This window comes from Nostoc sp. ChiQUE02, from assembly GCF_034531305.2.
Taxonomy (GTDB): Bacteria; Cyanobacteriota; Cyanobacteriia; order Cyanobacteriales; family Nostocaceae; genus Nostoc.
Genome location: NZ_JAVRBN020000066.1, coordinates 1 through 23844 on the forward strand (window position 1 = coordinate 1; position 23844 = coordinate 23844).

A 23844-nucleotide genomic window follows, 5' to 3' on the forward strand; every position below is an offset into this window, starting at 1 on the left:
ACTCTTGCCTGTTTTGATTAGCGATCGCAGTTTTTCTACTTCTTCTTTACTCAAATTTACTGTATACTTCTTTGCCATGATGTTACCCGCAGCCACACTTCAAATAGCTTATCAAAAATCTGTCTCACCCTGCAAAGTTGGCTTGCCAGACTACTAGCTTCATCAAGTCATGTAAAGCTATGCTTGTTGCACAAGTCTTCTGATAATGGGCTGCGTAGGTGTACCCTCTCCAAGAGTTGCCCGTCGCAGACATCGCTATTAGTAACGATCAAGACTTGACATTCAAGACGGTATCTAATCGACTGCAAATTTAATTTAAAAATATAGGCGCAATTTCCTTTTCTATTAGTATTTCTTCCAAAGTGGGATGCTCCCTTTACTCAAGCTAAAACTTTTCTTAACTGAACTGTATTAAGAAGAAGACTAATCTAGAAAATATCTTCATTGGAAGAGAGAATGAAATTCATCAAATTGCTACTCCTAAGTATTGCTCTGATCTTCTTTGCATGGGTGAGTCCACTACAAGCTAGTCCAATAGCTCAATTGCCAACTCCTTTACCTTCAGTTGCAGAACGTGAAACAACATCTCTGAAAAATTCACAGGATGTATTGACTGTTGCAACTTTTAATGTCGAGAATTTAGATCCTAGAGATCGACGCTTTGATAATATTGCTAAAATTATTGGCAATAATTTGAACGCACCAGATGTCATCAGTTTAATTGAAGTTCAGGATAACAACGGGCCAATCAATGATGACGTTGTGAATGCAAACCAGACTTACCAAAAACTGATTGCTGCGCTCGAAAATATCGGTAGTCCAGCATACGACTTTGTTGATATTGCGCCCAGCGACGATCGAGATGGCGGAGAACCTGGAGGCAATATCCGTGTTGGTTTATTGTTTCGACCTAGCCGGATAACTCTAGCAAAACTGCCGAGAAGAGGTGGTTCATTAGAAGCTGTGGCTATTACTCAAGGTTCAAATGGTCTTGACCTCTCGCTTAACCCAGGTCGGATTGACCCCACGAATGATGCTTTCGATCAAAGCCGTAAGCCACTGGCGGCAGAATTTATATTTAACGATCAAAAACTCTTTATCATTGCTAATCACTTTGTTTCTAAGCTTGGAGGTTCTCCCAGCGACGATCAACGAGTTAAGCAAGCCCAAATCGTTAATGAATTCGTAGGGCAAATATTAGAAGTTGACCCGCAAGCCAAAGTAATTGTACTAGGTGACTTAAACGATTTACCCGATTCCTTACCTCTGAAAACTTTAAAGGGTAATATTCTTGAGAATCTGACGGATAGTTTACCTGCTAGCGATCGCTTTACTTACAAATTCCGGGGAAATCTTGAACTTATTGACCATTTGTTGGTCAGTGAAAATCTTTCCCGTGTTGCTCAACCGGAAATTGACATTGTCCATGTCAACGTTGGCTTTAGTAGGCCTGTCAGCGACCACGATCCCGTGATTGCAGCGTTTACATTACCTGCTAACCAGTCCACATCTGACACCATTCCTCCCGTTAGCCAACCCACTCCCGCTCCCGCAACTGATTCGGCAATTATATTGCCTCAATTATCCAAATTCGCTCTAGTTGACGAGCTAGCTAAGGAGTATACGCCTAGCAAAATCTTGAATTACGATCGCGCAAGAGACCAAATGTTTAGCATTATTGACAACCGAGCAGGGATTGTGACAGATATTTATGCCAGTTACCCAATTCGTTTAATTGGCAGTGGCGATCCTAGTCAGGAAGCTGACAAACTAGGACTGAATACTGAACATACTTGGCCACAAAGTAAAGGAGCGGACAAGGGTAATTCTCGAAGTGACCTTCACCATCTATTTCCTGCACGAGAAGATATTAATAGTGAGCGAGGCAATAAACCCTTCGACGATATAGCCGACACAAGTACTAAGAAATGGTATCGAAATGATACTGTTCAATCTACAATTCCCAGTAGTGGAATTGACGAGTTTAGTGAATCAGCATCTGCTAAATTTGAGCCGAGAGAGAAAGTAAAAGGTGATATAGCCAGGGCAGTGTTCTACTTTTACACTATTTATCGGGATCGGGCTGAAGGGGTAGACCGAAATTACTTTAATAATCAGCGTCAGACTTTGTGTAAATGGAATCAGCAAGACCCTCCTGATATTACTGAAATAGAACGCAGTCATGCGATCGCTAAATTTCAAGGTAATGACAATCCATTTGTGCTAGATGTCACATTAGCAGAACGGGCATACTGTAATCCCTAAAACGGTAGTGTTTGAAAATAGACTTCTTGCAGAAGTGGGGAAAAGGGTAAGCGGGTAGACCAAATTATCATCAAACAGACTTTAACCGAATTGGAATCTGGATAATGAACTCTGTGCCTACAAGCGGTGTAGAAACACATTTGAGTTGACCACCATGCTTGTTGATAATTTGGTAGCTAATCGACATCCCTAGACCTGTACCTGAACCAACAGGTTTAGTTGTAAAAAATGGGTCAAAAATTTTTGGCTTTACTTCTTCTGTCATACCACAACCATTATCAGCAATCCGAATTATCACTTGATTGCTGTCTAAAACCTCAGTGGAAATCCAAATCTGGGGATTGTTAGTTTTAGTTATCAGTTGTTGGTTGCCAGTTGTTTTTGCATTGGCCACCAATAACTGACAACCATTTATTGATTCTTTCAAAGTATCAATAGAATTATTCAGAATATTCATAAATGCTTGATTGAGTTGTCCAGGATAGCACTCGACTTTAGGCAAGTTGCCGTATTCTTTTATAACTTGAATATCTGGATGATTTCCTTCGGTTTCCAAGCGATTTTGCAAAATTAAGAGAGTGCTATCAAGACCTTCGTGGATATCAACTTCTTTTTTGTCCGCTTCATCTAGCCGTGAGAAGTTACGCAAGGATAAGACTAGCTTGGAAATGCGCTCGGCTCCCATTGTCATGGAAGATAAAATTTTCGGTAAGTCTTCTTTAATGAAATTAAGGTCAATTTCTTCAATAGAAGCTTGAATTTCTGATACTAAATGGCAATTGCATTCCTGATAAAGCGTAATCAAATTGAGTAAATTTGTAGTATATTCATTGACAATAAAGATATTACCGTCAATAAAATTTACAGGATTATTAATTTCATGAGCAATACCCGCAACTAATTGCCCCAATGAAGACATTTTTTCAGTTTGAATCAGTTGAGCTTGTGTATTTTCAAGTTCCTTTAAAGTCAGTTTTAGTTGGCAGTTAGCTGCTTCTAGTTGTGCCGGACTTGGCAAAGCCAGAGCCTGGGGAATGATGGGTAACAGTGCGATCGCTGTATATAGTGAGATAATCGCTGTAATAACTTTAATTAAACTGGACAGCCAGTAAGTTGGATGCCAAAGCGTCCATACATCCATCACATGGGTTGTACCACAAGAAACGATAAAAGCTCCAAATAATAAAAGTATCCATTTGAAGGGGAAATCCTTTCGCTTGTGGACAAAGTAAATAAGGATGATGGGAATAGAATAATATACCAAAGCAATCAGAGAATCTGAGATGATGTTTAGCCACACTAAACTCGGCTTCCACAGGTAACAATGTCCATGTGGAATAAATGAGTTATCAGTAAAAAAATTTTGCAAAAATTCCAGCATATATCATCAAACAAGGTAATTTGTCAAATATTTAATGACAAATTATACACGCTGGATCAAAAATTGTCCTTATTGTACTAGTACAACACGGCGGAAATAAACCACCCATTCCAAATCAATGAAACGCTTACGCTGTATTCATTTTTAATTTTTAATTTTTAATTTTTAATTCCGCCTCGCGGTACTAGTGCAGTAATTCCTCTACTTGATGCTGGCTCCACAAAGTTCTGTACAGACCCTCTTGTTGCACCAGTTCTAAGTGATTGCCTATCTGAACAATTCTTCCTTTTTCCATCACAAAAATTCGGTCAGCTGCCGCCGCTGCTGATAATTGATGGGTAATAAAAATTACTGTTTTGCGTTCAGTACCACCGGAAAGATTTTTGAGGATTTGCGTGGCTGTTTGATTATCTACACTAGAGAGGGCATCATCCAAAATTAACACTGGAGCATTGACCAGCATCGCTCTAGCTAAGGCAGTACGTTGTCGTTGACCGCCAGAAAGAGTAATACCGCGTTCACCAACAATAGTTTCATATTGCTGGGGAAAATTGTTAACTTCTGATTCAATTTGGGCAAGTTGAGCGACAGATTCTACCTGCTCTTGTTCGCTAATTGGGTCACCGTAGCGGATATTATTTTTGATTGTAGTGCTAAATAGAAAGCTATCTTGAGGAACATAGGCGATCGCACCTCGTAAATCTGCCAAAGCTATCTTAGTAATATCCAGCCCATCTAAAAACAATTGTTCTGATTCAATATCCAACAAGCGCGGCAAAGCGTTCGCCAAAGTGGATTTCCCCGAACCAATTGCCCCAACAATGGCCACGGTTTCTCCGGGAGCAATGGTAAAGTTAACATTTGCTAAAGCTGGAGTAGTGGAACCAGGGTAAGTATAGGTGAGATTTTTAGCTGTCAGTTCGCCTTTAAGTTCCGCCACTGGCACATGTATGGCATCGGCTGCATCTTTAATTTTCGGTGTAACAGAAAGAATAGATTCAAGGCGATCGATACTAACTTCACCCCGTTGGTAGGCAGTAATTGTGAATCCTAAAAGGGCAGTGGGAAAAACTAGGCGCTCTACATAAATTAACAGTACTAAAAAATCGCCAACCTTAAGGGTACCAGAAGACATCCGCGCCGCCCCTAGCCAGATGATCGCCAATAAACTGACATTAGCTAGCCCACCAATTAGCGGAAATAGTGTATTTCGGATTTTTGCCAGTTCCAGGTTAGCAGTCAATAGCTGCTGATTTTTCTTGGTGAAGGCTCGACGCTCGTTTGCTTCTTGGGCATAGATTTTAATTAAAGCAATGCCACTGATATCCTCCTGGATGAGTTCGCTGATATCAGAGAGTTGCTCTTGGACTGCTGCTTGTTGTTTGCGTAAGCGATCGCTAAACAGACTCACCAACAAGAGCATAAAAGGGTACACTGCCAGGGCGGCTAGTGTGATATCCACACTAATCGCCAGCATTACTGGCAGTGTCAGGGCGTAGGCAAACAACGTATTTGCCAAACTCAAGACTGCAAAACCCAACAATCGCTTGATATTGTCCACATCACTGGTAGCCCGACTAATCAAATCGCCAGCAGTATTACTGGCAAAATAAGCTGGCTCCAGCTTGAGTAAGTGTTCAAAAATCCGTTGCTTCAGGTCAAATTCCACCTGACGCCCCACCCCAAATAGCCAAATGCGTGATGCCATCCGCATTAGCCACATCGCAGAACTGAGCAAGACAATGATCACTACGTCATGTAGTATTTGGGGTTTGCTGAAGGTTGTGGAGAGTTTGTCAACACCAGCACGAATCAACAAGGGGATATAAACGCCCAGTCCATTGACAGACAACAAAGCGAGAATCCCTAAGGAGGCCTCTCGCCAATGGGGTCGTAAGTAAGCAATGAGTTTAGCGATTCGTCGAGATTTTGCCATTAAAGCAATTTTGCAACTTTATCATCCTAGATTAACTGCTAGTCTAACTGGATAGTTATTGCCGTTCGGTACTAGTAGTCCACGATACCAGCTTTAATGGGTGCATAAGTTCTTAGTCAGGACTTTAGTCCTTGCCTTGAGCGCTCAAGCGCTCACTACGAACCCAGTAAAGTTGCCTTTCCTACTAGTACAACACGGCATAAATCCAGCTACCATCTCAGTTAAGCAGACAAGTTTTTCTTTTTTAACTTTATTACCGCTGAACACGCAAGAACCTGTAAATTTCAACGAGATAACTTTCCCAAGTTCTTGTTGTCAATTGCAACGTGTCCGAATTAGGTACAAAGTCTTCAAGTCGTAAACCGCGTGTGCGAATATCTTGAGGATTTCCTTGTAATAGGTAGGGAGGCACTCTCAAATTATAAGAAAGAATGCTATCCCCATTCACATCTGAGATATTCGCTGTGGTGGTTGATTGCCCTAATGCCACCAGTGTTCCAAATGTTGGTGTAGCACTTGCTACATAGGTTTCACCTGTCATTGCGAGAGGTGCTCTATAAAGGAAATAAGCGACCGCTGGTGTACTTGCCAACAGCAAAATCGTTAGTGCCCAACCTATTAAGTATCCTCCTGGTTTGTCTATTCCACCTCCTTTGATTTTCTGAGCGGCAAGAATCATCAGTAAAACAGAAGCTCCTAGAGGCTTGAGTGGAAAAGACAGCATCCTCCACAACGACGCCACAGCAGGTTCATTGGGGTTAAGAAATGATAGGGCTACGATTACCAAGATAACGACTAAGATTAATCGCCCTACAAAAGTTCCAGAGGGATAAAATCGCTGGAACAGAGAATATACGATAGTGCCAATCAGCAGCCACAGCAGTACCCGGCTTAGCAATAGAAACATAGATTAACTCTCAAATTTTCTGGTGCGGTGAGCCAGTGTGGTGATAAGACAGTCCACCTTTATAGGGGTTTCTACGCCAGATGCTGCAACCGAGGGAACCCCGGTAACGAACGCAGTGGCTCCCCAAGAGGAACTGCCGTGCATGATTTCCCTGTATAAAACAACTAGCGACTTCTTAGCGATCGCGACGCTAGAAGCGTCACCCGTAAGGGCCAACCTAGAGGTTTCGGGAAATGGATTTATTTTATTGTCAAATTGTAATCGCACTGTTTGACTTAAAATACTTCAAACCTCACACCCAAAGACTACCGTCGTAGTGATTTTAGTGCAATTTTTTGACACTGCGTCTATTATTTATAATTTTCCAGAAGAGTAATGTGGCACCGGTAAACTAAATTAATTGAGTAATCCACTCAAAAGGAAAAACTATGTCGCCTGGAAAGCCTACCATTTTGGTAACGGGGGGAGCTGGATATATTGGTTCTCATACGGTGCTTGCTTTGAAGCAAGCGGGTTATAACGTTGTCATACTTGATAATCTGGTCTATGGGCATCGCGACTTGGTAGAAAAGGTTTTACAGGTAGAACTGATCGTCGGGGATACAGGCGAGCGCGCTTTACTAGATCATCTATTTAAAACCCGCGACATAGCCGCTGTAATGCACTTTTCTGCTTATGCCTACGTAGGAGAATCGGTGACTGACCCGGCCAAATATTACCGCAATAACGTCCTTGGCACTTTCACCCTGTTAGAAGCGATGCTGACGGCATCTGTGAAGAAATTTGTCTTTTCTTCTACTTGTGCTACCTACGGTGTACCGGAATTCGTGCCCATTCCAGAAAACCATCCTCAAAATCCGATTAATCCCTATGGCGCTACAAAGCTGATGGTAGAGCGGATTCTCTCTGATTTTGATGTTGCTTACGGTTTGCAATCAGTGCGTTTCCGCTATTTTAATGCTGCTGGTGCTAATCCCAATGGCTTACTCGGCGAGGATCACAACCCAGAAACCCATTTGATTCCCTTGGTGCTAATGACAGCTTTAGGCAAACGAGAATCTATCTCAATTTTTGGCACCGATTACCCTACGCCCGATGGTACTTGTATTCGTGATTATATTCATGTCAATGACTTAGCAGATGCCCATATTTTGGGATTGGAATATTTATTAAAAGGTAGCGATAGCGAAGTTTTCAATTTGGGCAATGGTAGCGGTTTCTCCGTCAGAGAAGTGATTGCAGCAGCCGAAGAGGTGACAGGAATTTCCATACCAATAGAAGAACGCGATCGCCGTCCTGGCGATCCCCCAATTCTTATTGGCACCAGCGAAAAAGCCAGAACAATCTTAGGCTGGCAACCTCAGTATCCATCCATCAAAGATATTGTCGCTCATGCGTGGCAGTGGCATCAAAAGCGACACAAGTAAATGGGCATTGGGCATTGAAAAGAGGCAGGGGGCAGGGAGCAGGGGGCAAGGGGGAAAATTCCTCTCCTCTGCACCCCTTTCCCCTGCCCCTCTGCCTCTTTTGCTGCCTTGCTCCCCACTCCTTACTTCCTACTCTCCACCCCTCCTCATACTTTGCAGTACGAAAACTAAGATGCCGATAAATCCGAGGATTGGGAGTGCGATCGCCCAAGTTGGTAATTTCTGAGATTCATTTTCTCCTAAATCACCATTGACATTTCGCAGGTTTCGTAGATTCTGTGTAGACCCGCCTGCCACAGTAACTTCAAATTTGAACTCAAAGGGTTTGAATCTTGCCCCAGAGACTGGTTTACCATTTAGTTGCAACTCATAAATACCTGGCTTGGGAAAGACAACTTCCGCACCTGGGATGCCTTGATAGCGTTCAGCGGCCACAGGTTCTAACTGTGGTTCTAGGAGTGGTGGTTCTCCGGCTGCATAGGGTTCGGCATAAACAGCTAACTGACAATTACACTGTGACAGGGGAATCACCCTTCCACCTCTGCGGGTAAGTGCAAACCAGGCTTGCGAGGGTTCTCCAGCACGAGGATTATCATTTGGTTCAATGTGGAGGGTGCCACCAACATCTGAGGCGACTTCCACCTTATGAGCAAAAGCAGGGTAAAAATTAGTTATTGATATAACTAAGCAACTCAGGAATAATAAATACTTTATTGTTCCTTGATGCCAGAAAATGCCTTTGAACAGGTAAGGGCTCTGTTTTCGACTCGTTGGGATGGAGCCAGAAAATAAGGATGATTTACCGCGATTTGGTTGGGGGAACATAAAACTTTTCTACGGCTAACTTTGACCAAAAAAAGCGCGAACGTACTAGCAAGACACTGAGGGTAATAATTCCCATCAGTACTGCCGCTAATTTATTTCCCCAAGTTGATTGCAAGGAACCCAGGTAATGGGAACCAATCAACACAGTATGAATGGCGCTCAAGAGCAAGGCTGGCACACCCAATAGATGAATCTGTCGCCAACGCTTGCTCAAAGATTTTTGCAATGATTCCCAACTCGTAAAAGCGGCGGGGGACATTAATACCAATGCTACAGCACCCGCAGCCATACCCCACTGAAATTCTGGCGGCAGAAAAGAAAAGGCGGCAAAATTCCATTGCAATGAGTGTTCTATCATGTGGGCGGTGTGAACTACAGAAAGCACAAAAGATCCCACTCCCAAGCCCCGGCGGTAACGCAGTGGTGAAGCCCACAAGCCACTAATAGGACGCGCAATTAGTGCCAAGATTAAGCAGATTAAGGCGGCGTGTCCGGTGTAATCTACCATTGTGTCACCAGTCCGCAACAAGGTGATGACGCCAATGGTGAGTGTCACCCAACCACCTAATCGAAACAACTGACTGCGCCTGTCTTTACTTACCAATGATGTGGAAACGCCGACACCTAGCATAGTGGGCAGCGTTCCCAGACTAAAAGCCAGCATAGTAGCTGTACCCATCCATAAATTGCCAGTTTCAGCGGCTTTAATTTGGGCAGCATACAGGAAACCACAGGGCATTAAACCCCAAGTCATCCCCAAAAGCAATGGCGTCCACCATTTGGTTTTTAAGGAAAGTTTGACCATTCCTGTGCTGAGGCGATCGTGTAAACTACCTTGCAATAGGGGATGTAACACGGGAATGCGGGGTAGCAAATCGGGTTTTACTTGTCCTAAGCCAAACCAAATCAGCATTACACCAGTTACAATTGCCATCCAGCGCCGGAAGTCGCTGCCAACACCTGCAAGCTGTCCACCTTGCAGCAATACCGAACCCAGCGCCCCAATGCCAGCACCCACTAGAGCATAGCTCAACATCCGCCCCAGGTTTAGCAAGATATGAAATTTTAATTGCTGTTGCCAAGTGTCGGACTTTTCTAAGGTTGATGTTCGTCCCAAGGAGGCTGTTTGTGGAATTTTTGGCTGATGAGACAGGGAAAACGCCACAGTTAGAGGGCCACACATCCCAAAGCAATGTCCAAAACTCCCCAGGAACCCCAGGATTGCGATCAGCAATAAATCTACCATAAAAAAAGTCCTGAGTTCTGAGTCATGAGTCCTGAGTGTCAGAATAAAGATTTTGAAGAATTAAGAAGAAATTGTTTTCTCTTCTCTTTGCTCAGTACTCAGTACTCAGCACTCCTCTAGTGCGGCACTTTACGTGAAGTTGCGATCGCTGTCAAAAGACGAACTGTCAAACTTGATGTTTACTGAAGGTAAAGAAAGAAGTAAGAAACCGTGAGTGTAAACACTCATAAAACTCCCTACAGGTGCGTAAATCCTAAACTAAATTTCAGCCGATAGAGAAGTTCATAAAATTGAAGAGGCTCACAGTTATGGCGATTAAGCCAGAAGCAAAGGGTATGAGTTAAAATTTTGCGGTTGATTCTGCTGGTTAAGTGCCACATATAGCAGCACGGCCGCATCATGTCAGTAAGAGAGGAATCTATTCTCAATAGAGTTAAAAATAATCTCATTAATCCTTGCTTATTGGTTAAGCAATTTAACTAAAGTGACCTGACCTAATTAGATGAGGTATATTGAGCTTAGGACAAATAGATTAAAGCCTTAATCACTGGCTTTGTTTATCATGCAAACCTTGAGACTTCGTAAGATCAAAAACAAATTGATACCATCTTTTCAAAGTCTAAAATTTAGACGTAGTAAGAATGGGGTACTTTTCGTTGTGAAACATTCTCGTAATCCTCAAACCACACCTGACAAGTCTGAATTTGAAAAGGCTATGGAAGCTTATGAAAAAGTAAGCAGTAAGTATAGGAATGCACTTCGTGAGCTAGCTCAGTGAATAATATTTTTTGGTTGAGTGAAGCAGTGATTAAAGCTATGCACAAAGAACAACTAGGAGAACACGGCGGACTTCCGGGTATAAGAGATAGAAATCTGCTTTTAGCTAGTTTAGATAGACCTAAAAATTTATTTGCTTATGGTGAACCTACACCAACTGTTTTTGAGTTAGCTGCTGCTTATGCTTTTGCATTTGTAAAAAATCATGCATTTATAGATGGTAATAAAAGGGTAGCTTTCGTTTCGATGGCTACCTTTCTGATATTGAATGGGTATTCTTTAGAAGTCCCAGAAAAAGAAGTTGTATTAATGATAAAAAGACTTTCAACTGATCAAGAGACCCAAGAATCGATAGCAGATTGGATTAAAGGAAATTGTATTAAAATAGATAATTAAGCTGATTGCAAAGGTACTTTGCAGGTTTATCTAAAAATTTAGAAAACCAAAATATTAAACCCTTCCTAGCAATTCTGGAAAGTTATAGCTGGGGATTTGCGCTACCCTAAGTCTGGAAGCCAGGGATAAATCACATGAGAAAATGGATTTGGCTGATGCTGTTGGTGCTGATGGCAGTTGCTGTCGTGGGTAGTAGAGGTAGCACGTTTTTTGAACAGCGTCCCTCACCAGAAATTGTTGAGCGCATTCCAGTGGAAACACCCCAACCACAGCCAAAGTTAAAGGAAGTTGACAGTGCGCCGCAAGTGTCTGCTGACAGACTGTTAGCCCATATCCAAAAGTTGAATTTTCAGCGCTTCACAACAAAAGAGCGATCGCTTACTCGCACTTATATCACAACTGAACTGAGAAAATTAGGCTGGAAGCCCAAATTAGAAAAGTTCTCCGAGGGTGTGAATATTTTTGCCGAACGCCCAGGAACTAACAAAGCGGCTAGAGCAATTCTTGTAGGAGCGCATTATGACACTGTTGCTTCCTCCCGTGGTGCTGATGATAACGCCAGTGGTGTAGCCGTAGTGCTGGAAGTTGCTCGGTTGCTTGGTTCTCGTCCCACACCACGGACGTTACAGCTAGCTTTTTTTGACCAAGAAGAAGCAGGACTTTTAGGTAGTCAGGCTTTTGTGAGCAAGACAGCACGCTTACAAAACTTAAGCGGAGCGATCGTTATGGATATGGTAGGTTACGCTTGTTACACTGCTGGGTGTCAAAAATACCCTGCCGGATTGCCTGTTACCCCACCTAGCGACAAGGGCGACTTTTTGGCAGTAGTGGGTGATACAGAACATTTGCCTTTACTAAATGCCTTTCAAAATTTACAGAACATCCCCTTAACTGCCCTGAATAAACAGGAATCAAATTTGCCACCAGTCCTAACACTACCAATTCCTTTTAAAGGTTTACTGACACCCGATACCCTACGCAGCGACCATGCACCATTTTGGTACCAGGGCGTGGGTGCTGTGCTGGTGACAGATACCGCAAATTTACGGACTCCACACTATCATAAATCTAGCGATGTTCCGGCGACTATCGAGCGATCGTTCTTCACCGGAGCAGCACAAATTGTAATTAATGCTACTACTGTCTTGTTAGAAAAAAGCGAGATTTTAGAAACTCAACCACCAAGCTGAGTGAATAATTCGTAATTAATCAATTCAGAGAAAGAGCGACTTATCACAGCAGTTTTCATTTATTTTAACCACATATTTTGTAGAGTACATTGCTGTGACCGTAGGGCGTGGTCTATTGACCTGAGAATCGGTGTAATGAATAAATTTATTCATTTTTGTTCAGGGAAAGTCAACGTCCAATTATTTTTATCATTTATCTGAAAGTACAAACCTTTGATAATTAGCCTTAGGGCTATTCGAGTTCTAATAAACTTCCTCACCAGATAAGTTCCTGGTTCAGCAATGATATCATCAAAGTTTTTTTTATAACCAAATTGTTTGGAACAGTAACTGCCAGCACCTTGGACTGTCACCACAAAAAATGGAGCTTGTTTGTATTCATCAGGGATCATAAATATTCCATATACATGGTGACGACCATGCCACGGCTGAACAATAACCTTAGTAGCCTGTAATTGGAATTTTGTAGTTTTTGATGCTAGAAAAGCCTCGATATTGCAATCAGAATCATTCACAGGCCACCACAGTGTAATAATACTCAAGGAGAGCAGCAAAATTAAAATATAGCGGAATCTGCGACGCATAAAGCCAAGAAAAGTTGTTGATGCGGCTGGTAGAATTTGATGAGTAATGATAATGCAGCTACAGCAGTAATACTATCCACCTGCAACACCTCTGCAACACGTTCTACAAGGCAAAGACAAAACATTAATCTGTCGTTAAAGTTTCCTGTGAGAAAAACTGACAGTCACTCACTTTTGGATTTTAGACTTCGACTACGCTCAGTCGAACGATTTTAGATTTTAGATTTTAGATTTTAGATTGACCTCATAGATAAATCTAGTTGCTCTGAATAAATAATTTTGGATTGTCGCTCTTACAGTATTAAAGCTAGCTGAGAAACAATCGGGCTTTTGTGGCTGTTAACACTGATTTATGCTCAAATTTTTAACTGTGATAAATTCTACAATTCGTTACTTTTGTTATGCTTCTGATAACCTATGTTTGCATCAGCAGATGATTTGAGGAGATCAGGGCGACGCCGAATAGCTCGCACTTCTCTACGAGAAGCTGCGCGTAGCTTGCTTTTCCGTTCGCGTAGCGTCCCGCAGGGAAGGAGTACGACAAAGCTACTTCGACTCCTTTCGACTTCTCTACGAGACGCTACGCGTTAGCGGAGCTTTCGCTTTAGCGATACGCTCAAGGCAAGTCACCCAGTACAAGTCAGTGACCTCGTAGACATCGCTATCAAGTTCAGGAGTAAATCTACTTTTATTTCTAGGCAACTAATGGGGTAGTCAAATACACAAATATCCGTTATATTCCCGTAAGTAAGACTTGGTATAAATATTTATGGGAATAAGTTGGAGAAGTCTTAAGACAGTTGCGGGTTTCTTGGGCGCGATTGTACTTACACAGTTCGGGGCAAATACTTCGGTCATTGCGGCTGACACAGTTGTTGTGCGTTTGGGTTTATTTACAGAATCCATCTCCCTTGCTGAGTTGCAAAAGGCTGCAAAAACAGGGAAATTACCTGGGAGTTTGCAGTCTTACACTAAAGGATTATCTGAACAACAACGCCGCTTCCTCTTGGGGGCGCTGGGCACGAATATACCAATGAATGTTGTCACTGTTAATCGGTTAGTTAATACTCAGATTGGCACAACTATTCTCAATGACTTCGCTACTGCCTTAGCCCGAAAGGACAAAGCTGGGGTACAAGCACTGAGAGCAGGATTAGTATTAGGCTCTAATGCACCGCAGGGCCTTTCTATACTGAGTTTTATTGCTGCTTATCCCAGTAAACGCCTAGAAATTGATTTGCCACAGGCTTTTATTGTTGCAGGGAGTTTGAATACAGCTTTTTGGCGTACCCAGCAATTTATGCTAGCGATCGCTCCCCAACTCGACCCCATAAAACCGCAGCCTGGAACACCGCAGTTCACTTTCCCTTTTGATCCCAGCCAAACAGGAAGTGCTCAAGTAAAAATACTCAACTTAAGTCTGAATGACCAAAAGCGCGATCGCAAAATTCCAGTTGATGTTTACTGGTCAGATGCTGCAACTCCCAACAAACCCGTAATTGTCTTTTCTCACGGCTTCGGGTCAGTCCGCACGGACTTGCGTTACCTAGCAGAACATCTAGCATCCCACGGTTATGTAGTAGCGGCTTTAGAACATCCCGGTAGTAATGAAGCGAATACTAACTTAGCATTACAAGGTAAAACCAGAGTTGTGAAGCCTCAAGAGTTTTTGTATCGCCCTCAAGATATTAGTTTTGTTCTTGACGAATTAGAAAAGCTCAACCAAACAGCTAATAATCCGCTGCAAGGGAAACTTGCAACCACGAACGCGATGGTTGTTGGCTATTCTTTTGGTGGTGGTACAGCTTTAGCAGTTGCTGGAGCCGAGTTACAACTGGAACATCTCAAACAACGTTGCAAAAAGAACTTGACTAGCTTGAGTCTGGCAGAAGGTATGCAGTGCATCGCTGAAGAACTTCCAGAAAATACCTATCAACTACGGGATACCAGAATAAAACAGGCGATCGCTCTCAATCCTACAACTTCTCTGATTTTTGGTGAAACTGGGTTAACTAAGGTGCAAGTTCCTACTTTAGTGTTAGCAGGTTCCGCCGATAAAACAACCCCAGCTTTAACTGAACAGATTGTGGGATTTGACAAAATCCCATCCCCCAAATGGCTAGTTGGTATACTTGGCGGTACTCATCTAAGTGTAAAAGACCCCAGCACCACTTTGGATCAGATAGGACAACCGAATACACCGATTAGTGGCGGTGAAGTTGTAGGTGAACAAGCAGCTGATGTTCGCAAGTACGTTAAAGCTATAGCTTTGGCCTTTGCTGCACAGATGACTCCAGAAGCTAAAAACTACGCTGTCTTTCTGACATCAGATTATGCCCAGTTTGCCTCGACTGCCGCATTTCCATTTCGCCTAATTACGCAGATTCCCCCTGATGCTATGGCAGTGGTGAAAGAATTTGTTGAGAAATAAGGGACTTCCAATTAAAAAAATATCCAATTTTTTTGTAGGGGAGCTAGTGCCTTACCAAGAGTTGTCTGAGGATCAGTTTCCTTCGATAGCGCAGCCTCTTCTTTACCAGAGGCTGCGCCAACGAGTCCGCGTATGCCTACTCTTAACTTTAAGAGTAGAGATCCTAGCAACAGCAGATGCCACCGCTCATCGGCCCTCTCTTACGATTAATAGATAAGTCAGTTGGCACAATAAGACCAAACTATATGAAGAAAGCTAAACAGGACTAAAATTCGTTTTCCCCCTGCTCCCTAACCCCTGCCTTATCCCAACTATAATTATTTACGCCGATTTATTTATGTGTATATTGATGAACTCGGCTAAAATCCTCTTCCCTTCTGCTTCCTAACTTATTCCAACGACAAGTTTTTACGCCAAACTACTTAAGTAATATAAAGCTTATAAAATTGGGCTTAATTTTTGAGATTTTACCTAAATTAAATTATACCACCCTGTTAGTAAACCTATAGTTACTGTTAAAGCAATACTAAATTTTTACACTAAAAATAAGTATTTATACGTAGTTTTTGCCTAAATTAAATTATACTAGCCTGATAGTGAACCTATAGTTATTGTTAAAGCAATACTAAATTTTTACACTAAAAATAAGTATTTATATATAAACTTTATAATATATTTGTTAAAAATAATAGAAGCTTAAGAGTGTAAAAAAAAACAGGGGTATCTGCTGGATAATACATTTGTATTTTCGCTAAAATGCCAAAAATTAATGAACACAAGTTGCTTGGGATGAAAATATTTTTGTGTATTTATTGGCGTAAGTTTATTTAAAGCAACAAAAACTTTAGAGCATTTTTATCTGCTACAAGCCACAGACGAACCCAGAATAAAAAAGATAAAGGCTTGTTTTATTTACTTTTTTATTTACTTAGATAATAATTAGTTTCAGATAAATAATTTTATAAAACTACTTTTGGATTCAGAATCAAACAATTATTCCATTCCACTCAAGCTCATGCAACTTTATACAACTCTTGAAATCGAACAACTCCAGCAACACGAAGACCTTCCTTGCTTAATTGAAATTATGGAGTGGGTGAAAAATTTTTTAGGTAAACCTCATCCTCACTTAGGAAGACCCGGCGCAGTTTGCCCTTTTGTACCTTCATCTCTCAAGTCAAACAGTATTCGTCTGGCAGTTATTCGCACAAAAGATTTGTATCCAGAACAATTAGAAGAGGTTGTTGGATGCTATCGAGATATCTTTCTTAAGATAGATGCTAAAGAGCAAGAATTAGCAATAAATAAAGCTTTTTTACTTATCTTTCCTGACATCCATATAGAAGACGCTTCTAAACTAATAGATAGTATCCAACAAAAACTTAAACCTTTGTTTGTTGAGTCAGGACTGATGATCGGAGAATTTCATAAACGTAATCAAAGTCCTGGTCTGCACAACCCAAACTTTCGTCCACTTCGCAGCCCTATCCCTTTGTTAGCTATCCGGTTTATGGTTGAAGCTGATCTCCCTTTTCTTCAGAATCCGGCTGATCCACGCTTACGTATTCGGTATCTGGAAGCTTATTTAAAGCGTTTTGGTCATCAATTTACAGATGAAACAAAGATTAAAAATGCTCATCAAGCATTGGCTTTAGCGAAAGAACAACTTCAACAAGAAAATTTGCTGAGTTATTGCATATAAATAAATATCAAATATTTGAATTGAGGACTGGGGATTAGGGAGCGGGTATGGGAACTAGGAAAACTCTTGCCTATTCGCTAGGGCATTCAAATGCCCACACTACAAGCTATAAGCTAGATGTTACTCTGGAAGTAGCCAGAAAACCAGCTATTTCAGGCTTCTGCACGATTTAGGTGCAACCGCTTTCAAAAACCTCAGTTTTAGGACTGAACAATGACACCAGCCCAATCTCAACCGATAGCCGTCATTATCCCATCCACACTAACACTTACAGTTACTCACGAGCAGTTAGTTCAGTTAGCACTTGCTAACAGAGACTTACAATTAGAACGAACTGCTACAGGAGAGTTAATTGTTATGGCTCCAACTGGAGGCACCACGGGAAATAAAAATTCAGATATCGAAGGACAACTCTGGTTCTGGAACCGTCAAACAAAACTTGGCAAAACATTTAACTCTTCGACGGGTTTTCATCTTCCTAATGGTGCGGATCGTTCTCCTGATGCAGCTTGGGTGTGTCAAGAAAGGTGGGACGCACTTACAAAAGAACAACAAGATGGATTCGTCCCTCTTTGCCCTGATTTTGTGTTGGAATTACGTTCCAAAAATGACAACATGCAGCCACTACGAGCCAAAATGAGAGAGTACGTAGAAAATGGAACTTGTTTAGGTTGGTTGATTAACCGGAAAAGCAAAAAGGTAGAAATTTATACACCTGATAGAGATGTCGAAGTACTGGATAATCCTGTAACTTTGTCAGGAGACAATGTTTTACCTGGGTTTGTCTTGGATTTAACCGAGGTTTGGAGTTGATAATATTAAGTTAATTGATATCCTCTTCAACATTTTTAGAAACTAGTTTGTTGATAGTATTTAGCTTTTAAGCACACTATTGTTTAATACATAAAAACAAATAAAATGGCAAAAGAAATAGAGCGGAAATATTTAGTGAGAGGAGATAGCTGGAGAGGATTAGCTGAAGGTAGTGTCTATCGTCAAGGATACATTGCCACACAAGACAAAGCGACTGTACGTATACGTATAGTAGGAGAAAAAAGTTATTTGACAATTAAAGGCCCCAATATTAAATATTCAAGATTAGAGTTTGAGTATCTTATCCCTGTTGAAGATGCTCAAGAAATGCTTGAGACATTGTGTGAACGTCCGTTTATAGAAAAAGTCAGATATAAAATAGAGTCGGGTGGTTTAATTTGGGAAATAGATGAGTTTGATGGTGTTAATAAAGGATTAATATTAGCAGAAGTTGAACTCAGTGATGAAAACCAACAAATTGAACTACCAACCTGGATTGGAGAAGAAGTTTCTGATGACTTCAGATATTTCAATAGTAATTTAGTAAAACATCCTTTTTCAGAATGGTAATGGCTGAAATATTGGGAACATCCGAGTTTTACAAAAATACCTAACGAATAAAACTCGCGGTTACACAAACGTAGACAAAGCCGTCTCCATGAATCGAAACCCACCTTCGTGGGTTTTGCCTGTGTAGCTGCGGTTTATAACCTTGAGCATTTCATCATCTAGTTTGGCGATCGCACCATTAAACATCACTTCTCCATCTCTCAAGGCAATCGCACGGTTGCAATATTGACGCACCATTTGAATCTGACTCTCCAGTGCACAAAGAGCTTAGATTTTTTCTTCTTTAGTAAAGAAATGTAATGCTGAACGAATCACAGGCGATCGCGCTAAATTATGAGCAATATCTCCCAAAAGCACAAACGCTCTGATACCTCCAAATTGAAACGCGAGAGAAGGAAGAAAAATTTGTTTTGAGACACATGGGTGCGTTCGCGCTACAGCCCTTTGGGCTTCCTAAGGCGAACGTTTTGTTGGCAATAAAGCAGTGTATCTTACTCCTTTAGTATAATTCGCTAATTTAAAATTAGATAATATTACTTACATATAATTCAATTGATAAATTTACTCCTGTGTAAAATTATTGATTTTTCACAAAATCTACTATTTTTAAATACGGTAAATCTATCAACTTATAGATGTATGAGATTAATTAAAATACGGTAGATTTATCGGTTTTTAGGTGTTTGCATATAGTAAAAGCCCAGTAAAATCATCGGCTTTTGAGGGAATTTACTAATGAAAATTCCAGTAAAATTAGTAGTTAAATTTAAATTTAACTATCTGTTTTTTATTCCTGGACAACTTTAAATTGCGTGCTAGAATTACAGCAAAATAGCCTAATAAATAGCCAAAAAACTTGATTACATTTGCTGATTTGAGAAGCTGTAATCATACATTTGAGCAGGCTGAAAAATCGGTGTTCGAAGCAAGACTCAATAATTTGAGTACCAGATAAAAATCATTGAGGTAAAAATAGAAATTATGAAGTACGTTACTAATTTTTTTAGTACTCTATTTGTTGTCAGCACTGGACTATATTTACTACCTCATTCGGTAGCCAATGCAGTTACCTTAAGCAATGGCGCGTTGGCGCAGCCCGCCGTAGGCATCGCCTTTACCCAACCACCCCGTTTAGTTAGTGCCAGCACTCCATACACCGATACAAGTGTTTCGGATACCACTTACTATTTCACTCTAGAAGTGCCAGCCACTGCTGGGGAACCATTACAGCAGGTTACTTTTAACCAGATTCAGGGAACTGAAGATATTGAATTCAATCAGAAAGATACTTTTGCTTTTGAAGGCACACGTAATAGCCAGGGTTCAAAGTTGGCACTCAAAGCTGTAAAAGGCGACAACAAACAACAGACTGTCACAGTAATCTTTGATACTCCTGTCCAACCAGGTAAGACAGTTACTATTGGTTTGCAAGCTTACCGCAATCCTTTTTATGATGGTGTCTATTTATTTGGTGTGAAGGCTTTTCCCTCTGGTGAGCAAACCGCTGGTCAATTTCTCGGTATTGGTCGCTTCCAATTTTACGCACCAGCAACTACAGAGAATTAATTTTATTAGGGACTGGGGACTGGGTAAAAGTTTTCCTAATACTCAATCTCTTTTATCTAACCTATTTGACGCAGAATCCGTTATCTTAAGCATTGAGGACAAGTATAATTCTTGTCCTTTACTTTTTTGAGAAAGTTTTCGCTACACACTTAACTCTCTTAAGGAATAATATCAATAAATTTTAATAGCTCTTGTTTTTTAGCGTAATCTATGCAAATCTCATAATTGCATACTACGGTATGTTAATCGACTTACAGTACATTTGCAGTAAATAGAGTTTTTAGGCGATTTGCTGGCACAACGGATGCGAAAACGATAAATCGCTATTTTGCCAGGATTCTTAAACTCTTAAATCTTCTCTGTGCGTCCTCCTCGGTTCGTTGAAGTTTAACCAAGAATATTGCTAATGAATATACAACATCTAAAAATTAACCGCCGATTTTTCCTTAGAGCTTTAACCTCATTTAGTGTCTCCATATTCTTTGCTAGGTGTAGCCAACAACAAGCTCAAGTATCTTTAAATACAGCCTAAGCAACTGCACAAAAAGAAGTCATTCAAGTCAGGGTGACGGGAATCATATCTGAAGATATTTTGAAGTTTATAAATACTAAGCTGGCACCTCAGGAAGGATTAGAAGTAAAAGTTGTTACTTTTAATGACTGGATACAACTGAGTACAGCTTTAAGAGACAAAGTAATCGATGCCAATTTTTTTCAACATCGACCTTTCATGAATAATGCTGTCAAGGAACTCAAAATCAATTTAGTCCCATTAAATATAGTTTCATTAAGCACACTCGGTCTTTTCTCGAAACGGCTCAAATCAGTGAATGAGGTTCCCCAAAATGCCATAGTTACCATTGCCAATGATGTGATTAATAATGACCGAGGACTGAGATTACTGGCAACTAATGGCTTAATCAAACTAAAGGAAAATACCAAGGATTTTGTAACTCAGAAAGTCATAGCTGAAAATCCCAAAAGCTTGCAAATCAAGGAAGTAGAAGGAGTCCAAGTAGTTCGAGCTATTAATGATGTAGACTTCATTGTTTCCTCGGCTCAAATGGTTGCCCTAGCAGGAATAACACCACAATCTATGGGACAAGAGACAGCTAAAGATACAAAGTATGCTTTGGCATTAGTGACATTACAAGGTCGAGAAAATGAACCCAAAATTCAGAAGTTGAACAAGCTGCTTAACGATCCACAGGTGAGAGATTTTATTAACAAGCAGTATCAGGGGCGAATAGTACCTGTATTTTAAAGACGGCAAAAGAATGAAGAATGAAAATTTTGCTACTTCATCCTTCATAAATTACGAGTTACTAAACTTAAATTGTCACATGACTGGAGAAGAAAGCCATGTATTTTGGAAAAGTTGAAAAAGAATTATTTTGTGGAGAAATTTGGTCGATTTGGCAAACAACTAAATTACCAGATCATCTACAGTTATTAGTGGAGCAAGAACTAGGAAAACGCGATATCTGGGAATTACAGAGCCAAGAGTCTGATAATCAGCCTATTAATCGAAGTCTTGATAAGGACTCTAATCATTTAACAAGTATTTAAGCTACTATTCCATATTTTTTTTGGTGCATCATAATGAGTTCAAAAGAGCACACTGCAACCACTGTTAGCAATTCGCTGACGCAGAGAAGTACCGTTTTAACTTTAGCGATCGCTTGTGGTTTAGCAGTGGCCAATGTCTACTACAATCAGCCACTACTGGCTGATATGGGACGTAGCTTAAATATCTCTGTCCAGCAGGTGGGATTTATTCCCACTCTCACTCAAACTGGTTATGCAGTGGGGTTGCTGTTGTTAGTTCCTTTGGGTGACAGGATGGAACGCCGCTGGTTAATTGTCACTATGCTAGGTTTGCTGGCCTGTGCCTTGCTGGTGGAGGCTACAGCTCCCAATCTCCTCTGGTTATCTGTGTCGAGTTTCGTACTTGGTTTCTGTAGCATAGTGGCACATCTAGTTATTCCACTCGTTGCCCATCTGACACCCCCCTCAGAGCGAGGTAAAGCGATCGGAACCCTACTCAGTGGTATGATCCTCAGCGTCCTCCTTGCTCGTTCAGTCAGTGGGATAACTGGGGAATATCTGGGTTGGCGAGCCGTATATAGCATCTCGGCAGGTGTGATGCTTGTCTTAGCTTTTGTTATCCAAGGGCGGATACCTCAGAGTAAGCCTTCGTCTACACTCTCGTACCAGCAGCTGATGCAGAGCCTTGTGCAACTCGTTCGCGAGCAGCCTGTATTACGTGAAGCGGCGTTGAACGTTGCACTAGTATTTGCAGCCTTTAATGCTACATGGGTGACTCTGGTTTTTCTGCTGGAATCTCCCGCGTATAATTACGACAGTCGAGTTGCAGGTCTATTTGGCTTAGTTGGCTTAATTGGCGTCTTTACCACCCCCATTGTTGGACGGGTAGCAGACAAGCAAGGCCCCAGAATATTAGTTGGAATAGCTGTTGTTCTATCTCTATCAGCTTTTGTCATCCTTTGGATAGCTGGTGGAACTCATTTGATGGGTCTTATATTAGGAATTCTTATTCTTGACTTGGGAATGCACACTGGTTATGTTTCAAACCAAATCCGCGTCTACAACTTAGTTCCAAATGCTGAGAGCCGTTTGAATACGGTGTATATGGTCACTAACTATACTGGCGGCGCACTCGGCTCTTTTCTTGGTACTTATACCTGGGGATTGTGGCAGTGGAATGGTGTTTGTGCTTTGGGATTCTTTTTGTTGGCTGTGGCATTTATCGCTCATTTCAGTGTACGCAAGAGAAAATCTACAGCCGTTTAATGCAAATTCGAGTTCATACTGCAAATCCGTCCCCAATTTTTTTACTTAGCAAAAGAAGGAATCAATAACAATGGCACATCTGTTTGAACCATTCAAGATTCGTGAAGTTAGCTTTCGCAACCGCATCGCCGTTTCACCGATGTGTCAATATTCCAGTACAAATGGATATGCTAATGATTGGCACGTTATTCATCTAGCTTCTCGCGCAGTTGGCGGTGCAGGTATAGTGCTAACAGAGGCAGCATCTGTAGAGCCGCGTGGGCGCATTAGCCCCCAAGATTTGGGAATCTGGTCAGATGCACACATAGAAACTTTGGCCAAAACTGTGGCATTGATCCATAACTTTGGAGCTGTTGCAGGTATTCAACTTGCTCATGCAGGTAGAAAAGCCAGCACTGCCAAACCGAGTAAAGGAGGGAAAGCCTTGGATGAATCTCAGGAAGGTTGGCGTCCTTTGGTTTCGAGTAGTGCGATCGCTTTTGGCAAAGATAGCCCAGTTCCAGAAGCCCTCAGTCTTGAGGGAATTCAACAAGTTATTGATGCTTTTGCCGAAGCTGCCAAACGTTCTCTGCAAGCTGGTTTCAAGGTAGTGGAAATCCATGCTGCTCACGGTTACCTACTGCACCAATTTCTCTCACCTCTTTCTAACCACCGAGAAGATGATTATGGTGGCAGCTTTGAAAACCGGACTCGTCTTCTTAGAGAAGTGGTTCAAGCAGTCCGAGAGGTTTGGCCGCAGACACATCCACTTTGGGTACGCATCTCCGCCACCGATTGGGTAGACAATGGCTGGGACATTGAGCAAAGTATCGCTTTAAGTGACAAACTCAAGTCTTTAGGAGTTGATCTCATCGATACTTCATCAGGCGGCATTATGAGGCGTGATGCTTATATCCCCCGAATTCTATTCGGGGGATATAAGCGAATTGCTGAATTGATTCAGCATTCTTATGCTAATTGTGGTAAATAAGAATGTAGTTGGTTGGTCGAGCCTTCATGAGAATTTACGAGTTT

21 protein-coding genes are annotated in these 23844 nt (G+C 41.4%); 13 read left to right on the top strand and 8 right to left on the bottom strand.

Annotated elements, in window-relative coordinates:
* The first annotated feature begins 456 nt into the window (after window positions 1-456).
* Entirely contained in the window at window positions 457-2265 is a 1809-nt protein-coding gene (locus tag RM347_RS32445; RefSeq protein ID WP_322721309.1) for an endonuclease, read from the top strand.
* A gap of 70 nt (window positions 2266-2335) precedes the next feature.
* Here RM347_RS32445 and RM347_RS32450 read toward each other — a convergent pair whose 3' ends face one another.
* The 4 genes from RM347_RS32450 to RM347_RS32465 form a co-directional block, all read right to left on the bottom strand.
* Window positions 2336-3646, bottom strand: coding sequence for a sensor histidine kinase (locus RM347_RS32450; RefSeq protein ID WP_322721308.1), 1311 nt, complete (start codon window positions 3644-3646; stop codon window positions 2336-2338).
* Between the two features lie 184 nt (window positions 3647-3830).
* A complete protein-coding gene (locus RM347_RS32455) occupies window positions 3831-5582 on the bottom strand; it encodes an ABC transporter ATP-binding protein (protein ID WP_322721307.1) in 1752 nt (583 codons plus the stop codon).
* Window positions 5583-5835: 253 nt separating this feature from the next.
* On the bottom strand, window positions 5836-6489 hold the full coding sequence (locus RM347_RS32460) for a hypothetical protein (RefSeq protein WP_322721306.1): 654 nt from the start codon (window positions 6487-6489) through the stop codon (window positions 5836-5838).
* A gap of 3 nt (window positions 6490-6492) precedes the next feature.
* Window positions 6493-6756 (bottom strand): hypothetical protein, encoded by a 264-nt coding sequence (locus tag RM347_RS32465; RefSeq protein ID WP_322721305.1) that lies wholly within the window; start codon window positions 6754-6756, stop codon window positions 6493-6495.
* Window positions 6757-6917: 161 nt separating this feature from the next.
* Here RM347_RS32465 and galE point away from each other — a divergent pair, with 161 nt between their 5' ends.
* Entirely contained in the window at window positions 6918-7916 is a 999-nt protein-coding gene (galE, locus tag RM347_RS32470; protein WP_322721304.1) for a UDP-glucose 4-epimerase GalE, read from the top strand.
* 129 nt (window positions 7917-8045) lie between these two features.
* Here the strand turns inward: galE and RM347_RS32475 are convergent, their stop codons facing one another.
* Window positions 8046-8741, bottom strand: a complete 696-nt coding sequence (locus tag RM347_RS32475; protein ID WP_322721303.1) for a hypothetical protein — start codon at window positions 8739-8741, stop codon at window positions 8046-8048.
* Window positions 8716-9987, bottom strand: a complete 1272-nt coding sequence (locus tag RM347_RS32480; RefSeq protein ID WP_322721302.1) for a sulfite exporter TauE/SafE family protein — start codon at window positions 9985-9987, stop codon at window positions 8716-8718. The genes RM347_RS32475 and RM347_RS32480 overlap by 26 nt, the downstream gene beginning before the upstream one ends.
* Before the next feature lie 774 nt (window positions 9988-10761).
* Between RM347_RS32480 and RM347_RS32485 the strand changes: the two genes are divergently transcribed.
* Together RM347_RS32485 and RM347_RS32490 are read left to right on the top strand one after the other, a co-directional pair.
* Window positions 10762-11160, top strand: coding sequence for a type II toxin-antitoxin system death-on-curing family toxin (locus RM347_RS32485; protein ID WP_322721301.1), 399 nt, complete (start codon window positions 10762-10764; stop codon window positions 11158-11160).
* Between the two features lie 134 nt (window positions 11161-11294).
* Window positions 11295-12350 carry a M20/M25/M40 family metallo-hydrolase gene (locus RM347_RS32490; RefSeq protein WP_322721300.1) on the top strand — a complete coding sequence of 352 codons (1056 nt, stop codon included), beginning with the start codon at window positions 11295-11297 and terminating at the stop codon, window positions 12348-12350.
* 149 nt (window positions 12351-12499) lie between these two features.
* Here the strand turns inward: RM347_RS32490 and RM347_RS32495 are convergent, their stop codons facing one another.
* Window positions 12500-12934: a hypothetical protein gene (locus RM347_RS32495; RefSeq protein ID WP_322721299.1), complete on the bottom strand. Its 435-nt coding sequence runs from the start codon at window positions 12932-12934 to the stop codon at window positions 12500-12502.
* 769 nt (window positions 12935-13703) lie between these two features.
* On the opposite strand from RM347_RS32495, the gene RM347_RS32500 reads away from it, so the two are divergent.
* The 4 genes from RM347_RS32500 to RM347_RS32515 all read left to right on the top strand — a co-directional run bounded on the left by RM347_RS32500 (window position 13704) and on the right by RM347_RS32515 (window position 18450).
* On the top strand, window positions 13704-15365 hold the full coding sequence (locus tag RM347_RS32500; RefSeq protein ID WP_322721298.1) for an alpha/beta hydrolase: 1662 nt from the start codon (window positions 13704-13706) through the stop codon (window positions 15363-15365).
* Between the two features lie 1015 nt (window positions 15366-16380).
* Window positions 16381-17067: a DUF6875 domain-containing protein gene (locus RM347_RS32505; protein WP_322721297.1), complete on the top strand. Its 687-nt coding sequence runs from the start codon at window positions 16381-16383 to the stop codon at window positions 17065-17067.
* 213 nt (window positions 17068-17280) lie between these two features.
* Window positions 17281-17880, top strand: coding sequence for a Uma2 family endonuclease (locus tag RM347_RS32510; RefSeq protein ID WP_322721296.1), 600 nt, complete (start codon window positions 17281-17283; stop codon window positions 17878-17880).
* Between the two features lie 105 nt (window positions 17881-17985).
* On the top strand, window positions 17986-18450 hold the full coding sequence (locus tag RM347_RS32515; protein WP_322721295.1) for a CYTH domain-containing protein: 465 nt from the start codon (window positions 17986-17988) through the stop codon (window positions 18448-18450).
* Window positions 18451-18510: 60 nt separating this feature from the next.
* Here the strand turns inward: RM347_RS32515 and RM347_RS32520 are convergent, their stop codons facing one another.
* Complete coding sequence (locus tag RM347_RS32520; RefSeq protein WP_322721294.1) at window positions 18511-18687, bottom strand: hypothetical protein; 177 nt, start codon at window positions 18685-18687, stop codon at window positions 18511-18513.
* Between the two features lie 744 nt (window positions 18688-19431).
* Between RM347_RS32520 and RM347_RS32525 the strand changes: the two genes are divergently transcribed.
* The 5 genes from RM347_RS32525 to RM347_RS32545 all read left to right on the top strand — a co-directional run bounded on the left by RM347_RS32525 (window position 19432) and on the right by RM347_RS32545 (window position 23800).
* The gene (locus RM347_RS32525) at window positions 19432-20016 is read left to right on the top strand and encodes a DUF2808 domain-containing protein (protein ID WP_322721293.1); all 585 of its coding nucleotides are present in this window, start codon (window positions 19432-19434) and stop codon (window positions 20014-20016) included.
* A gap of 565 nt (window positions 20017-20581) precedes the next feature.
* On the top strand, window positions 20582-21280 hold the full coding sequence (locus RM347_RS32530) for a MetQ/NlpA family ABC transporter substrate-binding protein (protein ID WP_322721292.1): 699 nt from the start codon (window positions 20582-20584) through the stop codon (window positions 21278-21280).
* 98 nt (window positions 21281-21378) lie between these two features.
* A complete protein-coding gene (locus RM347_RS32535) occupies window positions 21379-21585 on the top strand; it encodes a hypothetical protein (RefSeq protein WP_322721291.1) in 207 nt (68 codons plus the stop codon).
* A 33-nt stretch (window positions 21586-21618) separates the two neighbouring features.
* Window positions 21619-22830 (top strand): MFS transporter, encoded by a 1212-nt coding sequence (locus tag RM347_RS32540; protein ID WP_322721290.1) that lies wholly within the window; start codon window positions 21619-21621, stop codon window positions 22828-22830.
* Window positions 22831-22900: 70 nt separating this feature from the next.
* Window positions 22901-23800 (top strand): NADH:flavin oxidoreductase/NADH oxidase, encoded by a 900-nt coding sequence (locus tag RM347_RS32545; protein ID WP_322721289.1) that lies wholly within the window; start codon window positions 22901-22903, stop codon window positions 23798-23800.
* The last annotated feature ends 44 nt before the right edge of the window (window positions 23801-23844 follow it).

Excerpts from the sequence above, each read along its gene's own strand:
- RM347_RS32480 (WP_322721302.1), bottom strand. The coding sequence starts at position 9,987 with ATGGTAGATTTATTGCTGATCGCAATCCTGGGGTTCCTGGGGAGTTTT.
- RM347_RS32540 (WP_322721290.1), top strand. The coding sequence starts at position 21,619 with ATGAGTTCAAAAGAGCACACTGCAACCACTGTTAGCAATTCGCTGACG.
- RM347_RS32490 (WP_322721300.1), top strand. The coding sequence starts at position 11,295 with ATGAGAAAATGGATTTGGCTGATGCTGTTGGTGCTGATGGCAGTTGCT.
- RM347_RS32525 (WP_322721293.1), top strand. The coding sequence starts at position 19,432 with ATGAAGTACGTTACTAATTTTTTTAGTACTCTATTTGTTGTCAGCACT.
- RM347_RS32510 (WP_322721296.1), top strand. The coding sequence starts at position 17,281 with ATGACACCAGCCCAATCTCAACCGATAGCCGTCATTATCCCATCCACA.
- RM347_RS32500 (WP_322721298.1), top strand. The coding sequence starts at position 13,704 with ATGGGAATAAGTTGGAGAAGTCTTAAGACAGTTGCGGGTTTCTTGGGC.
- RM347_RS32520 (WP_322721294.1), bottom strand. The coding sequence starts at position 18,687 with ATGGTGCGTCAATATTGCAACCGTGCGATTGCCTTGAGAGATGGAGAA.
- RM347_RS32545 (WP_322721289.1), top strand. The coding sequence starts at position 22,901 with ATGGCACATCTGTTTGAACCATTCAAGATTCGTGAAGTTAGCTTTCGC.
- RM347_RS32450 (WP_322721308.1), bottom strand. The coding sequence starts at position 3,646 with ATGCTGGAATTTTTGCAAAATTTTTTTACTGATAACTCATTTATTCCA.
- RM347_RS32495 (WP_322721299.1), bottom strand. The coding sequence starts at position 12,934 with ATGCGTCGCAGATTCCGCTATATTTTAATTTTGCTGCTCTCCTTGAGT.
- RM347_RS32460 (WP_322721306.1), bottom strand. The coding sequence starts at position 6,489 with ATGTTTCTATTGCTAAGCCGGGTACTGCTGTGGCTGCTGATTGGCACT.
- galE (WP_322721304.1), top strand. The coding sequence starts at position 6,918 with ATGTCGCCTGGAAAGCCTACCATTTTGGTAACGGGGGGAGCTGGATAT.
- RM347_RS32505 (WP_322721297.1), top strand. The coding sequence starts at position 16,381 with ATGCAACTTTATACAACTCTTGAAATCGAACAACTCCAGCAACACGAA.
- RM347_RS32515 (WP_322721295.1), top strand. The coding sequence starts at position 17,986 with ATGGCAAAAGAAATAGAGCGGAAATATTTAGTGAGAGGAGATAGCTGG.
- RM347_RS32455 (WP_322721307.1), bottom strand. The coding sequence starts at position 5,582 with ATGGCAAAATCTCGACGAATCGCTAAACTCATTGCTTACTTACGACCC.
- RM347_RS32535 (WP_322721291.1), top strand. The coding sequence starts at position 21,379 with ATGTATTTTGGAAAAGTTGAAAAAGAATTATTTTGTGGAGAAATTTGG.
- RM347_RS32475 (WP_322721303.1), bottom strand. The coding sequence starts at position 8,741 with ATGTTCCCCCAACCAAATCGCGGTAAATCATCCTTATTTTCTGGCTCC.
- RM347_RS32445 (WP_322721309.1), top strand. The coding sequence starts at position 457 with ATGAAATTCATCAAATTGCTACTCCTAAGTATTGCTCTGATCTTCTTT.